13 protein-coding genes are annotated in these 15,062 nt (G+C 53.9%); 1 reads left to right on the forward strand and 12 read right to left on the reverse strand.

Annotation, left to right across the window (positions count from 1 at the left end; all coding sequences use genetic code 11):
* The first annotated feature begins 104 nt into the window (after window positions 1-104).
* Window positions 105-884: an envelope biogenesis factor ElyC gene (gene elyC, locus Y71_RS17905; RefSeq protein WP_007374150.1), complete on the forward strand. Its 780-nt coding sequence runs from the start codon at window positions 105-107 to the stop codon at window positions 882-884.
* On the opposite strand, the gene Y71_RS17910 is transcribed toward elyC, so the two are convergent.
* The 12 genes from Y71_RS17910 to serC all read right to left on the reverse strand — a co-directional run bounded on the left by Y71_RS17910 (window position 861) and on the right by serC (window position 14,924).
* A complete protein-coding gene (locus Y71_RS17910) occupies window positions 861-1,754 on the reverse strand; it encodes a YcbJ family phosphotransferase (RefSeq protein ID WP_007374149.1) in 894 nt (297 codons plus the stop codon). The two genes, elyC and Y71_RS17910, sit on opposite strands and share 24 nt — an antisense overlap.
* A 135-nt stretch (window positions 1,755-1,889) precedes the next feature.
* Window positions 1,890-2,636, reverse strand: a complete 747-nt coding sequence (gene kdsB / locus Y71_RS17915) for a 3-deoxy-manno-octulosonate cytidylyltransferase (protein WP_007374148.1) — start codon at window positions 2,634-2,636, stop codon at window positions 1,890-1,892.
* On the reverse strand, window positions 2,633-2,815 hold the full coding sequence (gene ycaR, locus Y71_RS17920) for a protein YcaR (protein ID WP_007374147.1): 183 nt from the start codon (window positions 2,813-2,815) through the stop codon (window positions 2,633-2,635). The genes kdsB and ycaR overlap by 4 nt, the downstream gene beginning before the upstream one ends.
* A 53-nt stretch (window positions 2,816-2,868) precedes the next feature.
* Window positions 2,869-4,098, reverse strand: a complete 1,230-nt coding sequence (locus Y71_RS17925; RefSeq protein WP_007374146.1) for a winged helix-turn-helix domain-containing protein — start codon at window positions 4,096-4,098, stop codon at window positions 2,869-2,871.
* Between the two features lie 45 nt (window positions 4,099-4,143).
* Window positions 4,144-5,121 (reverse strand): tetraacyldisaccharide 4'-kinase, encoded by a 978-nt coding sequence (gene lpxK / locus Y71_RS17930; protein ID WP_007374145.1) that lies wholly within the window; start codon window positions 5,119-5,121, stop codon window positions 4,144-4,146.
* Window positions 5,118-6,866 (reverse strand): lipid A ABC transporter ATP-binding protein/permease MsbA, encoded by a 1,749-nt coding sequence (msbA, locus tag Y71_RS17935; RefSeq protein WP_007374144.1) that lies wholly within the window; start codon window positions 6,864-6,866, stop codon window positions 5,118-5,120. The genes lpxK and msbA overlap by 4 nt, the downstream gene beginning before the upstream one ends.
* Before the next feature lie 36 nt (window positions 6,867-6,902).
* A complete protein-coding gene (locus Y71_RS17940) occupies window positions 6,903-9,164 on the reverse strand; it encodes a ComEC family protein (RefSeq protein WP_007374143.1) in 2,262 nt (753 codons plus the stop codon).
* A gap of 214 nt (window positions 9,165-9,378) precedes the next feature.
* Window positions 9,379-9,663 carry an integration host factor subunit beta gene (gene ihfB, locus Y71_RS17945; RefSeq protein WP_007374142.1) on the reverse strand — a complete coding sequence of 95 codons (285 nt, stop codon included), beginning with the start codon at window positions 9,661-9,663 and terminating at the stop codon, window positions 9,379-9,381.
* Between the two features lie 182 nt (window positions 9,664-9,845).
* A complete protein-coding gene (rpsA, locus tag Y71_RS17950; RefSeq protein ID WP_007374141.1) occupies window positions 9,846-11,519 on the reverse strand; it encodes a 30S ribosomal protein S1 in 1,674 nt (557 codons plus the stop codon).
* Window positions 11,520-11,632: 113 nt separating this feature from the next.
* On the reverse strand, window positions 11,633-12,316 hold the full coding sequence (gene cmk, locus Y71_RS17955) for a (d)CMP kinase (RefSeq protein ID WP_007374140.1): 684 nt from the start codon (window positions 12,314-12,316) through the stop codon (window positions 11,633-11,635).
* Between the two features lie 167 nt (window positions 12,317-12,483).
* The gene (aroA, locus tag Y71_RS17960) at window positions 12,484-13,767 is read right to left on the reverse strand and encodes a 3-phosphoshikimate 1-carboxyvinyltransferase (RefSeq protein ID WP_007374139.1); all 1,284 of its coding nucleotides are present in this window, start codon (window positions 13,765-13,767) and stop codon (window positions 12,484-12,486) included.
* 68 nt (window positions 13,768-13,835) lie between these two features.
* Entirely contained in the window at window positions 13,836-14,924 is a 1,089-nt protein-coding gene (gene serC / locus Y71_RS17965) for a 3-phosphoserine/phosphohydroxythreonine transaminase (RefSeq protein WP_007374138.1), read from the reverse strand.
* Window positions 14,925-15,062 lie beyond the last annotated feature (138 nt).

Genomic DNA, 15,062 nt, shown 5'->3' on the forward strand with positions numbered 1-15,062 from the left:
TTTGGCAAAACAGCTATTTTGTCACAGCCGTGACGAGAATGAACCCATCTGGTGTAAGATCGGCTGAAATCACTTGCTGTATGCTCAAAAAGGAGACGGTTCCGGTGCTTTTCACCCTAAAAAAATTCCTGGGCGGCCTGTTGCTTCCCCTGCCTTTTTTGCTTTTGGTGATCGGGCTGGGGGTTATGCTTGTCTGGTTCAGCCGCTGGCAGAAAACGGGTAAGACATGTATTACTTTCGGCTGGCTGGTTTTGCTGCTGTTAAGCCTGCAACCGGTCGCGGATGGTCTGCTAAAACCTATCGAAGCGAAATATCCCACCTGGCGTGGCACACAGCCGGTGAAGTATATCGTCGTCCTCGGCGGCGGTTACACCTGGAATGATGCCTGGGCGCCCAGCTCAAACCTGATTAATAACAGTCTGCCCCGTCTGAATGAAGGGATTCGCCTCTGGCAGGCCAATCCGGGCGCGAAACTGATCTTTACCGGCGCGGCAGCGAAAACCAATCCGGTCAGCACGGCAGAAGCTGGTGCGCGTGTGGCGGAAAGCCTTGGCGTCCCGCGCAGCGAGATCATCACGCTGAATGATCCAAAAGATACGGAAGAAGAAGCGGCGGCGGTGAAGAAGGCCATCGGCGATGCGCCATTTCTGCTGGTGACCTCCGCATCCCATTTGCCGCGAGCGATGATTTTCTTCCAGCATGCAGGGCTGCATCCGCTCCCCGCGCCGGCAAACCAGATGGCGATTGAGTCGCCGCTGAATCCGTGGGAGCGCATTATTCCTTCCCCGGTCTGGCTGATGCACAGCGACCGGGTAGGTTATGAAACGCTGGGGCGTATCTGGCAGTGGCTGAAAGGCAGTTCAGACCAGCCAGGGGAGCAGTGATTTCGAGGCGAGATCAAAATTGGCGCGGCTAAATCTGCCGGTGTTCACCAGTTGCGCCACTTCGTCCCAGAGTAAATAGAGCCAGCGCCGCCAGAGGAAAGGCTCCGCCACTGGCGCGCGCTGTAAATAATGCCAGAGCAACCCTTCCGCCTGCGGCCCATCGACAAGACGAAACAGCTCATATTCACGGGGCGCCCACAGCATAATGCCAGGCCCCACCATCGCCAGTAGCTGATCGCTGCGGGCATCCTTCAGCATACTGCGCAAATTAAAGCTGCCGTGCACCAGTACGCAGTTATCATTGAAACCGTCAAACAGCGCGGGCAGGCATTCGCGGGTGCGGAACAGCAGCCGTTTGTCCTGCATGGTTAGCCCGGTATTCTGATATTGATTGAGGGTCGTCCACAGCACCTCCACGCGCTGGCGATACCATGACGGCCAGATATTTTCCTGGGTACTGTCGACCATGCCGACACAGCCGTGGCTGTCATGACGGTGCCAGGCAAGCAGCGCCTCAACAATCTGATCTTTTAACTGTTCCCAGCGCTCCGGCGTGCGCGTCGGGGCTTCAACAGGCACGCCGCGCAGACGCTCAATCAGCAACACATCGGGGCCGGGATGTTCTTCATGTGTCATCACCCCGTATACCACCGGCATCCGCACTGCACCGCTCCTTGCCAGCATTGAGATCTTCCAGGCCAACTGGCGAGCAATGCCTGGCGTAGAGAAACTCCGGGCCAACAGCGGCATCGGATTTCCCTGGCTGTCATACAGCGACCAGAGTATAGAATCAGGCTTTTCGCTGACACACTCCATGCGGCTCAATTTTTCTCCCAGCAGATGACTCAGTTCAGCGCGCAGTTGTTCCATAGCAGAATGCCCTCACAAAAACGACTGCTTTTATAATGAGCGCCCGCAGGACGGATGTCACCCTGGTAAGATCAAAACAGCGCAGGAATTTGGCGGGAAACGGAAAATCCCCTCCGGACAGAGGGGATGAAAGGCTTAACGCAGCGCCTGACGGACGCGTTCAAGATCGTCTGGCGTATCCACACCCGTACCCGGCACAACGCTTGCCACGGCAACGTGGATCTTCTCGCCATACCAGAGCACGCGAAGCTGCTCCAGCATTTCGATTTGCTCCAGCGGGCTGGTTTGCCAGCTGACATAGCGGCGGATGAACCCGGCGCGATAGCCGTAAATGCCGATATGGCGCAGGAAGGTGTCACCAATCGTTTCGCAGGAAAGCGCAAAACGGTCACGATCCCACGGGATCGTAGCGCGGGAAAAGTACAGCGCATAACCTTCGGCATCCATCACCACTTTAACGGCGTTGGGATTGAACGCCTCTTCCGCGCTGTGAATGGGTACGGCGAGCGTTGCCATACCAACATTGCGAATGCTGAGATTCTCAGCCACCTGACGAATAATCGCTGGCGGGATCATCGGCTCATCGCCCTGGACATTCACTATCACCGTATCGTCGCTGAAGCCACATTTTTCAACCACTTCGGCCAGACGCTCGGTTCCGGACTGGTGATCGGCGCGGGTCATGCAGACTTCGCCGCCAGCCGCCTGCACCGCGCGCATTACCTCTTCGTTGTCCGTTGCCACAATGATGCGATCGGCGCCGGATTCACGCGCGCGTTCCAGCACGTGCACCACCATCGGTTTGCCGTTGATATCCACCAACGGTTTTCCCGGCAGACGCGTGGAGGCGTAACGCGCAGGAATAATCACAACGAAACTCATGGCCGGCTCTCTTCCGCAGTTAACGAACGCGCTTCGGTTTCCAGCAAGACCGGAATGCCTTCCCGCACCGGGTAGGCCAGACTGTCGATTTTACAGATCAGCTCTTGCTTATCCTGGCTGTAGTAGAGTTTGCCGTTACACACCGGACAGGCAATAATTTCAAGCAAACGGTGATCCATCTTTCCTCCTGATACACCGACAATTAATAAATTAAGCTTATCACATTCATTTCTTACACCGCGTCTATTTCCAGACCGCTGCGGCAGGCAGAAAACAGCCCATCCGGCAGACGCGCAAACGTGATCCTCCGGGCCCCCTGCCAGCGAGCGAATTCCGTAATGGCGTTTTGCAGCCCCCTTTCCAGCGTGCGGCCAGGCTTAACCCCGTCCTCAAGATAGAGCGCAATCACTTCCAGTACGCCCTCTTTGCGGTGCATCTTGGCATCCATACGCCCAACCAGCCGCCCGCAATGGAGCAGCGGCAACACGAAATAGCCAAATTGCCGCTTAGGCGCCGGGGTGTAACACTCCAGGCGATAGCTGAAATCGAAAAACTGCTCTGCCCGTTTGCGATCCCAGACCACCGGATCAAACGGTGACAGCACCGCGCTATGCGTGGCGGTGAGTTTATCTTCCTGCGCCGTTGCCAGCAGCGGCAATAGCGAGGCGTGCAGCCAGGCTGGGCCCAGGGTTTCAACATTGACCGGATAAATTTGTCCGGCTTCCTGCAACTGCTCCAGCAGCAACGGTAATGCAGGCTGACGCAGACGGTAGTAGTCTGCCAGCCACTGGGCGCGAAACACCCCGAGACTGCGGGCGCTGTTTTCCAGCATCCGGTACTCCGCGGCCTCCTGCGACAGCACGTCCCGCTCATCATCCCAGTGCGGCATCACCCGCTGCGTGAGATCATAGACACGTTGAAAATTACGGCGTTCGACAACCATCACTTTCCCGGCCGTAAACAATCCTTCCAGATGACGCTTGTGAGGTTTCCACTCCCACCAGCCGCTGGTGCCTTTACGCGGATGTTCGAAATCGGCTGAGCGCACCGGCCCATTTTGCTCGATATGGGCAACAAGCTGCTCAATCTCTTCAGCGTGCTCCTGCATCCACTCTTTACGGTACTTCCAGCCCATCTTGTCAGGTGCCAGCATGCGGTGGCGCATAAGGGCAAAATCATCACGCGGCAAAAAACAGGCTTCATGTGCCCAGTATTCCATCAGTTCACCGCGGCGTAACGCATCGTCAAGCCAGTGCTGTGGATACGCTCCGAGGCGGCTGAACAGCACCAGATAAGGGCTACGGGCAACAATGTTGATAGTGTCGATTTGCAGCAGCGACATGCGCTGGATCATAGAGAGGATATCGGAAGGTGTGGCACGTCTGGCTGGTTTGCGCAGTAAACCTTGCGCGGCGAGATGTAAATGACGGGCAGATGTTAACGAGAGTTGCGGCACAGACATGGGTATTCCTGTTCAGTTAACAGGGCGCAGCCGATGCAGCAATCGTCAGCGCGCCAGAGTAAGCAATTCCTGCAGCAGCTTGTTCGCCTGTTCGCCTTCCAGTTGCGCGTCCACAGGCAAATACCACCAGTTATCTTCAGCGAAGGACCGACATTTCACCGCGTCTTTTTCGGTCATCACCAGCGTCTGTCCCGGTTTGACCATCGCCTGAACATCCGCCCGGGTTAATGCCTGATGATCGGCGAGCGCAAAAGTCTGCTCCGGCATCACGCCGCACTCACTGAGCGTAGCGAAAAAACGCGGGGGATGGCCAATACCAGCCATCGCCACGCAAGGCGACAGCTCGCGTACTTCGCGCCGTTCACCGGTGCGCAAATTAACTGCCAGCCCCGGAATCAGGTGCATCGGGATCTCACCCGACCTTGCCACGCCGCCGTTGGCGATCACCGCATCAACCGTCTTCAGACGTGAAGCGCGTTCACGCATCGGACCCGCAGGAAGCCACCAGCCATTGCCAAAACGTCTGACGCCATCAATGACCACAATCTCTTTGTCTCGCGCCAGGCGATAATGTTGCAGGCCATCATCAGTCACGATTATCTGCACGGAATGGTGTGCCAGAATGGCTTCCACCGCCTCACGGCGGTTGGGAGAAACCGCAACCGGCGCACCGGTGCGCTGGTAAATCAGCACAGGTTCGTCACCTGCCTCTTCCGTGGTGGAATCAGACGTCAGTAACAGCGGGTAACGTTCTGCCTTCCCGCCATAACCTCGCGAAACTACCCCCACGCGGATACCACGCTGCTGAAGCTGTTCAACCAGCCAGACAACCACCGGTGTTTTACCGTTACCACCGGCCGTCAGGTTACCGACCACCACCACAGGAACCGGGGCGCGCCAGGCTTTTTTCAGCCCCAGACGATAAGCCAGACGGATTGCGCCACTCACCAGGCCATAAAGCCAGGAGAGTGGCAATAACAGTAGCCACAGCGGGGATTCACCGGACCAGATACGTGCAATCATGCGCCAAACTGCATTTTATGAAGCTGAGCGTAAACGCCACGGTGCTCCAGCAGCTCGGCATGACTGCCGCGCTCAACGATACAGCCATCTTCCACCACTACAATTTCATCGGCCTGTTCAATGGTTGAGAGGCGGTGGGCGATAACCAGAGAGGTACGGTTTTTCTGCAACTCATTTAGCGCAGCCTGAATCGCGCGTTCAGATTCGGTATCCAGCGCTGACGTGGCCTCATCAAGGATTAGGATCGGACTGTCACGCAGCAGCGCACGGGCAATCGCGATACGCTGACGCTGGCCGCCAGAAAGCAGCACCCCATTCTCACCAATTATTGTATCCAGGCCTTCATCCATTTTATTGATAAAATCAAAGGCATAGGCCATCTTCGCTGCTTTCTCAATCTCCTCACGGCTGTACACATCTGTACGGGCGTAGGCAATGTTGTTGGCAACGGTATCATTAAAGAGATGCACGTTCTGGGAGACCAGCGCGACCTGGTCACGCAGCGATGTGAGCTTGTATTCGCGCAGATCGTACCCATCCATCAGGATCTGCCCTTCATCAATATCGTAGAAACGCGTGATCAGGCTGGCCAATGTCGATTTCCCTGACCCGGAGCGCCCCACCAATGCAACCGTCTTACCCGCCGGGATCGTCAGGTTGATATTGCGCAGTGCTGGCGTATCACGGCCAGGATAAGTAAACGTTACATTGCGGAATTCAATATCGCCGCGAGCACGTTCGATAACACGCGTTCCTTCGTCTTTTTCCTGCTCACTATCGAGGATAGCAAACAGCGTCTGGCAAGCCGCCATACCGCGCTGGAACTGAGCATTGACGTTAGTCAACGATTTCAACGGACGCATCAGGGCGATCATAGAAGAAAAGACGACGGTAATCGTACCAGCCGACAGCGTCTGCATGACGCTTGGGAAGCTGGCGGCATAAAGCACAAATGCCAGCGCCAGTGATGCAATTAACTGGATCAAAGGATCGGAAATAGAGGAAGCAGAGACCATTTTCATCCCCTGCAAACGCATCTTGTTACTGACTTTGTCAAAGCGGTGGGTTTCCACTTCCTGACCGCCAAACATCAGCACCTCTTTATGTCCTTTTAACATCTGTTCCGCGCTGGTGGTCACCTGCCCCATCGTGTTCTGCATGTTTTTGCTGATATTACGGAAACGCTTAGATACCATGCGAATAGCGACAGAAACAATTGGCGCCAACACAATCAGGATCAGCGACAGTTGCCAGCTATACCAGAACATCATCACGAACAGGCCGATGATCGATGCACCTTCACGCACCACGGTGATCAATGCGCTGGATGAAGACGAAGCCACTTGTTCCGAATCGTAGGTAATACGTGACAGCAAGGTGCCAGTCGATTGCTTATCAAAAAATGATACCGGCATACCCATCATGTGGCTAAACAGGCGGCGGCGCATGGTCATCACCACTTTCCCCGAGACCCAGGAAATGCAGTAACTGGAGATATAACTGGTGATACCGCGGAGGATCATCAGCCCGATAACCACCAGCGGCATCCACAGCAGCACCGAACGGTCCGTTTTACCAAAACCATCATCCAGTAACGGTTTAAGCAGCGATAACATGAATGTATCGCTGGCTGCGTTGAGGATTAACGCAATCCCCGACACGATCAGACCCGTTTTGAAAGGCGCAATAGTTGGCCATAGTCGGCGGAATGTCTGCCATGTGGAGAGATCTTTATCGTTCTGCATTCAGAAAACCAGCACTTGTTGAAATAGCCGCATATTCTACCCGTTATCGTTTGGGACGCCAAACCACTGATGATACCAACGCGGTAAAAGTTGATCCCGTAAGCTATGGATTTCCCAGCCCTGCGGAGAAAATGAGATGGTTATCTGCCCCTGGTGCGGAGTGTCATACCAGCGATATCCCTGTTCCCGGTAACGTTTTACGACCTTTAGCGAAGGGAAGCGCCAGGCGTTATACCGCGATGCTGATGCCACTGCCGCCTTGCCTTCTACCCGCTGCAAGAAAGGCAGAGACGACGAGGTGTTACTCCCATGATGAGGTACCTGCACAAGTGTAGATTGCAGGTGCTGCCAGTAACGGCTGAGCATTGCCATCTCTCCCTGCGTTTCGATGTCACCGGTTAGCAGGATACTGTGTTTCCCATCCTCCACCTTCACGACACATGAGAGATTGTTCCCCTGCATCTGCGCTTTCGGTAGCGGCCAGTGCGCGCTGAATGTCAGCCCCTGCCACTGCCATGTCTCTCCACGCAAACAGGGTGCGTGGCCAGCCCAACCTAATGGGCTGCGTACCCACAATTCTGGCCAGGCTTTCAGTAAGGACGCCAGACCACCGCGATGATCCAGATGTTCATGGCTCAGTATGATGCCCTCGGGCTGCAAAGCGTGCCAGCGCAGCCACGGAATAATCAGTTGCTGCCCACTGTCACCTCCAGGCCACGCAACGCCGGTATCGTAGAGAATCGCTTTACCATTGCGTTCAATCACCATTGCCAGCCCCTGCCCAACATCCAGCATATGTACTGACCACTCCCCTGGCCGGTCAGCCCGCCATAGCGGTAATAACAGCATCGTCAGGCCAGTCAGACACAGCGCAGGAATACGACACCACAGAGACAAGCGCCAGCAGATCAGCATCAACCATGGTACCCAGGCTGCTGCCTGCCAACGCGCATCAATATTGACCCATCCCGCGGGCAACCATCGCAGAAAAGCAAACAATAGGGCGAGCATTTGGTCCGCAAGATACCAGCAGGCTTCCTCAATTAGCGGGGGTCCGGTCAAGTGCAGCAGCATTCCCGTTAAAATCAGGGGGACGGCGACAAATGTTACCAGGGGGATCGCCACCAGGTTGGCGACCAGCGAGCTCAGACTGATTCCATGGAACATAGATAATTGTAAGGGAATCAGTAATAACGTCATCCCAATTTGCAAATGGACCAGGCTCATACCGCTATGAATAAGCCAGTGTTGCTGCGCTGGCATCGGTAACCACTGATACCAGAACAGCAATGCTGCCACCGCGAAGGCCGATAACCACAGGCTGTATGACAATACGGAGAGCGGATCGATAAACAATATCGCTGCGACACAACAGAGCCAGACTTGCCAGGGCGACCATAACCGACCTGAAAGACGTAGCGTAGCCCATACGCTAAGCGAAATGGCTGTGCGCAATGCTGGGGGTTGTAAGCCTGTAAGATATGCATATCCAATGGCACACAATACTCCGGCGAGCAGTGGCAACGCCCAATTAATCCGGTGGGCCGGGAAGTAAAACTGTATTCCACGGGTAACAACGCCGCCAAGCATCGCGGCAAGAGCGATATGCAGGCCAGATATCGCCATCAAATGGGCAGTTCCAGTCTGGCGCATAATCTCTTTTACCGGGCTTTCGAGTGCTGAACGTTCTCCCATTCCCAGCGCCAGAATCACCGGACGCCAGGAATAAGGGGAAAGCGTGTGCACCAGCGACTGAAGATAATCAGCGCGCCAGCTACAAGTTGGCTCGATTAACCGCGCATCGCTAAAGCGGCCGCTAAGAGGAAGATGGCTTGCCAGTGCGTAGCGCTGAGAATCAAACCCTCCGTCGTTGAGCTGGCCGTGCATCGCACGTACACGAACGGTCATCCCCCATCGCTGCCCTGTACAGACCGGGACAGGTAAGTATTGCCCATAGAGTGTTATGCCAGCGGCCGGGAACAAGCGCTTGCCATTAAGACGCACTATCTTCGCCTGATGGCGGGTCATATTGTCTGTTTCGGTAATAATGACTTCAACCTGACGGTTCGCTCCCGGAAGGTTCACCGTTGGCCAAAGTGCCTGCATTGCGTTCAAAACGCCCCAGGCAAAAATGAGTAACGTGGTGCCCCCATAGCGTAAAAGCCTTGGTCGTACGCATGCCAGCAGGCATCCACTAATGATGACGCACCAAATACTGCGGATATCGGGTAATACCGGCAACCACAGCAGCGGTAAAATACCCAATATGATGCATGCAGCTAATGTAGATAACGCCATGCATACCTCCTTGTTGGATCAGAAGTATGCGGGGCTCTGGCTTGATTTTCTTTCGTATGTTTTCAGGTTTGCGGCGTGAATTGTTGGTTTTTTATCGCATTACATCGCACCAGCAAAAATGTGCGAGGCTGCTTCAGGAAAAGAAAAGCAGAAAATGAAAAAGGCACCCTTTCAGGTGCCTTCTCGCATGTAATTCTTTGCTATTCGCTAAGAATTACTCATAAATATTGGCGCGGTCACGTAATTCTTTACCCGGCTTAAAGTGCGGAACGTATTTTCCTTCCAGATCCACTTTATCGCCTGTTTTGGGGTTACGCCCGGTGCGAGGTGCACGATAGTGCAGGGAAAAACTGCCGAAACCGCGGATCTCAATGCGCTCACCCTGGGCAAGAGTAGAGGCCATATGCTCCAGCATCTCTTTTACAGCATCTTCCACGGCTTTAGCCGGGATATGCGATTGCTGGCTTGCAAGTCTTTCTATCAATTCTGACTTGGTCATGATTCCTCCGGTTTCCTTCAACGCAATATTCGCTTAATAGCTTTAACAAGGGCGGCCGTAGCCGCCCTTTGTCATTGATTACAGGACGAATCCTGTGATCTGTCAAGTAACTCATCGTCGTTCGCACGGCAACTGTGTGACTTTCGTCCTGTTACCGTGCAAATAACTCCGGGTTCTTGATCTTACTCGCCTTTAGCTGCTTTGAAAGCTTCAGCCATAGCGTTAGAGAAGTTGCCTTCTTCCTGTTTGTTGTTAACAGAAGCGATAGCATCTTTCTCGTCAGCTTCGTCTTTCGCACGTACAGACAGGCTAACTACACGGTTCTTACGGTCAACGCCGGTGAATTTAGCTTCAACGTCATCACCAACATTCAGAACCAGAGTTGCATCTTCTACACGATCGCGAGAAGCTTCAGAAGCGCGCAGGTAACCTTCAACGCCGTCAGCCAGTTCTACGGTTGCGCCTTTAGCATCAACTGCAGTGACTTTACCGTTTACGATTGCGCCTTTCTTGTTCAGTGCAACGTAGTTGTTGAACGGATCTTCTGCGAGCTGTTTAACGCCCAGAGAGATACGCTCACGCTCTGCGTCAACCTGCAGAACAACAGCTGCGATTTCGTCGCCTTTTTTGTATTCACGAACTGCTTCTTCGCCTGCAACGTTCCAGGAGATGTCAGACAGGTGAACCAGGCCGTCGATGCCACCGTCCAGGCCGATGAAGATACCGAAGTCAGTGATAGACTTGATTTTACCTTCAACGCGATCGCCCTTGTTGTGGGTTTCAGCAAACTGCTGCCACGGGTTGGATTTGCACTGTTTCAGGCACAGGGAGATACGACGACGTTCTTCGTCGATATCCAGAACCATAACTTCCACTACGTCGCCAACGTTAACAACTTTGGACGGGTGGATGTTTTTGTTGGTCCAATCCATTTCGGAAACGTGAACCAGGCCTTCAACACCTTCTTCGATTTCAACGAAGCAGCCGTAGTCGGTCAGGTTGGTCACGCGGCCAGTCAGCTTGGTGCCTTCCGGGTAACGTTTAGCGATAGCTACCCACGGATCTTCGCCCAGCTGTTTCAGGCCCAGGGACACACGAGTACGTTCGCGGTCGAATTTCAGCACTTTAACAGTGATTTCGTCGCCAACGTTTACGATTTCGCTCGGATGCTTAACGCGTTTCCATGCCATATCGGTGATGTGCAGCAGGCCGTCAACGCCGCCCAGATCAACGAATGCACCGTAGTCAGTAAGGTTCTTAACGATACCTTTAACTTCCATGCCTTCCTGCAGGTTTTCCAGCAGCTGATCGCGTTCTGCGCTGTTTTCGGATTCGATAACTGCACGACGGGAAACAACAACGTTGTTACGCTTCTGGTCAAGCTTGATTACTTTGAATTCAAGCTCTTTGCCTTCCAGGTGCAGAGTGTCACGGACCGGACGAACGTCTACCAGAGAACCTGGCAGGAACGCACGAATACCGTTCAGCTCAACAGTGAAGCCGCCCTTGACTTTGCCGTTGATAACACCGGTAACAGTTTCAGCGTCTTCGTAAGCTTTTTCCAGCGTGATCCAGGCTTCGTGACGTTTAGCTTTCTCACGGGACAGCAGGGTTTCACCGAAGCCGTCTTCTACTGCATCCAGAGCAACGTCAACTTCGTCACCAACCTGGATTTCCAGTTCGCCCTGGGCGTTTTTGAACTGCTCAGCCGGAATGGCGGACTCAGATTTCAGACCGGCGTCAACCAGTACTACGTCTTTGTCAATAGCAACAACAACACCACGAACGATAGAACCCGGGCGGGTTTCGATTTCTTTCAGGGACTCTTCAAAGAGTTGAGCAAAAGATTCAGTCATATTGATAATCTTCAGGATTCTTCAATTTAACGTCCACCTGGCTTCATGCCGGATGGGGTTGTTTCACATGCCTGCTCACATTCCATTGCAGCAGGTACTACGAATTCGGTCGCTTACGCGAGAGCCAATTTTTGGCGTGCATATTGTAGCGCTTTCTCAATCACTTGCTCAATGCTTAAACTGGTTGAATCCAGAACTAAAGCATCAGCAGCGGGAACCAGCGGCGCTACAGGACGATTACGATCGCGATCGTCACGTTCCTTGATCTCGGCCAAAAGGCGTTCAAAGTTAACACTAAAGCCTTTCTCCTGCAACTGGAGCATGCGACGATTCGCACGTTCTTCCGAAGAAGCGTCAAGGAAAATTTTCACCGGCGCGTCGGGGAAAACGACCGTCCCCATATCACGTCCATCGGCTATAAGACCCGGTGCTTCGCGAAACGCGCGCTGGCGGCGTAATAACGCTTCACGCACGCGCGGAAACGCAGCCACTTGCGATGCTGCATTCGCTACTTCCTGGGTGCGAATTTCACTGCTGACATCCTCACCTTCGAGGATTACTTCCAGATTTCCGTCGGTTGAGACAAATCGCACATCCAGATGCGCCGCCAGCGGAACCAGCACTTCTTCCGAGGAGACATCGACGTGGTGATGCAGTGCAGCGAGCGCCAGCACACGATAAATTGCGCCTGAATCCAACAGATGCCATTGCAACGCTTCCGCCATTGCCTTGCAAAGCGTGCCTTTTCCCGCACCGCTTGGCCCATCAATGGTGATTACCGGGGCAATTGCCGTCATCTTTTTCTCCTTACTCAAGGCATATCGTTACGTAAACGCCGCGCATTATACGCGGCAATGCACACAATCGTTACTACTGCGTGCGAATAACAGAAGGGTCTGAAGCTGAGTGTAGAATAAATGTGCGGCTGGCCGGGCTGATTTACACCAGCCCGGAGCAAAGATGATTACGCGAGCGTACTGATGCGAGCTAACTGCTCAAAATAGTCGGGGAAGGTTTTCGCCGTGCATTTCGGGTCCAGAATGGTAACCGGCGTATCCGACAGCGCCACCAGCGAGAAGCACATCGCCATACGGTGATCGTTATACGTACCAATTTCCGCAAACTGCAATTTTTCCGGCGGAGTAATGCGGATAAAATCCTCACCCTCTTCCACCGTCGCCCCCACTTTGCGCAACTCTGTCGCCATCGCAAACAGACGATCTGTTTCCTTCACTCGCCAGTTATAGATATTACGCAGCGTAGTGGTGCCTTTGGCAAACAGCGCAGCCGTCGCGATAGTCATTGCAGCGTCCGGGATATGATTCATGTCCATATCGATAGCGTTCAACTCGCCGCGCGTACAGGCAATGTAGTCATCACCCCAGACCACCGTTGCGCCCATTTTTTCCAGTACGTCGGCAAAGCGGATATCGCCCTGCACGCTGTTGCGTCCAATCCCTGTCACTTTTACCGTGCCGCCTTTGATCGCCCCTGCAGCCAGGAAATAAGAAGCCGAGGAGGCATCGCCCTCCACCAGATACTGGCCCGGAGACTGATATTGCTGACCGCCGCGAACCACAAAACGCTGATAGTGCTGGTTTTCCACCAACACACCAAAGGTTTCCATCAGATGCAACGTGATGTCGATGTAAGGTTTAGAGACCAGATCGCCTTTGATAGTGATAACCGTATCCTGCGGCGCCAGCGGCGCTGCCATCAGCAATGCGGTCAGGAACTGGCTGGAAACGCTGCCGTCCACACTGACGTCACCGCCGGTAAAACCGCCGCGCAGGCGCAGAGGAGGGTAATTTTCTTGCTCAAGGTAATCGATTTGCGCTCCACCCTGACGCAGCGCGTCAACCAGGTGTCCAATCGGGCGCTCTTTCATACGCGGTTCACCGGTCAGCACCAAATCGTTTGCCCCAAGACAAAGCGCCGCAGCCAGAGGGCGCATTGCCGTTCCGGCATTGCCAAGAAACAGCTCCAGTTTTTCCGCAGAGTGCAGCGGACCACCCACGCCGGTCACTTCACAACGGGTGCGGTCGGCAGACAAGGTATAATGAACTCCCAGCGCGCTGAGGGCATTCAACATGTGGCGCACGTCGTCACTGTCCAGCAAATTGGTCAGAACGGTAGTGCCACGGGCAAATGCGGCAAGCAACAAAGCGCGGTTTGAGACACTTTTCGAACCAGGCAGATTGATGGTGCCATCTACCCGCGCGATGGGTTGTAACGTCAGGGATTCCATGAAACTTTACTCTCTACAGACAAAATAAAACCCCGCAGTCCAACTGCGGGGAATGCAGACTACAGCAATTAACCGTGGCGACGTTCGAAGTCAACCATAAAGTCGGTCAGCGCCTGTACGCCAGCCAGCGGCATCGCGTTATAAATTGAGGCACGCATACCGCCAACGACGCGGTGGCCTTTCAGGGCGTGCAGACCCGCAGCGAACGACTCTTCAAGGAAAAGTTTGTCCAGCGCGCTATCCGCCAGTTGGAACGGAATGTTCATGCGTGAACGGTTAGACTTCGCCACATCATTGCGATAGAAGTCGCTGCGGTCGATTACGCCATACAACAGTTCGCTTTTTTGCTGGTTGACTTTCTCCATTGCGGCGACGCCGCCCTGTTTTTTCAGCCACTTAAACACCAGCCCTGAGAGATACCAGGCAAAAGTCGGCGGCGTGTTGAACATAGAGTCGTTATCATTCAGCACGCTGTAGTCGAGGATAGACGGACAGGCCGCATGAGCTTTGCCCAGCAGATCTTCACGTACAATCACCAGCGTTAAACCTGCCGGACCGATATTTTTCTGTGCGCCCGCATAAATCACACCAAAACGGCTGACATCAATTTCGCGCGACAGGATGGTTGAAGAGAAATCCGCCGTTACTACCACATCACTGGCAAACGCAGGGGTTTCATCGATCGCGATACCGTCAATCGTTTCGTTCGGGCAGTAATGGAGGTAAGCCGCGTTATTGCTGAGTTGCCATTCGCTCATCGGCTTAACAGCACGCAGGCCATCAACAGTGATTTTCGCGTCAATAACGTGTGGAACGCAGTATTTTTTCGCTTCTTTGACTGCACTTGCTGCCCAGTAACCGGCATCAACATAATCAGCGGTGGTTTTATCACCCAGTAAATTGAGCGGAATGCCAGCAAACTGACCACGACCACCGCCGTGACAGAACAGAACCTTATAGTTGGAGGGGATGTTCAGCAGATCGCGAAAGTCCTTCTCCGCCTCTTCAGCCACATGGATAAACTCTTTACTACGATGGCTAATTTCCATCACCGAAGTGCCAAGACCTTGCCAGTCGCACAATTCCTGTTGCGCCTGTTTGAGCACATCCGCCGGTAATACTGCCGGGCCAGAACTAAAATTGAAGACCTGAGTCATTTCCCCTCACCACGCTAAAAAGCAATAAGTTATTCCTGTGACATCGGTTTTATCATTGCGCGTCACGCGCCGCAATGGGTAATAGCCGCGCGGGGGGAAATGTGCGCTCAGTCACATAGCAGAATGTTTTGTTCAGCC

This window comes from Kosakonia radicincitans DSM 16656 (assembly GCF_000280495.2).
Lineage (GTDB): Bacteria > Pseudomonadota > Gammaproteobacteria > Enterobacterales > Enterobacteriaceae > Kosakonia > Kosakonia radicincitans.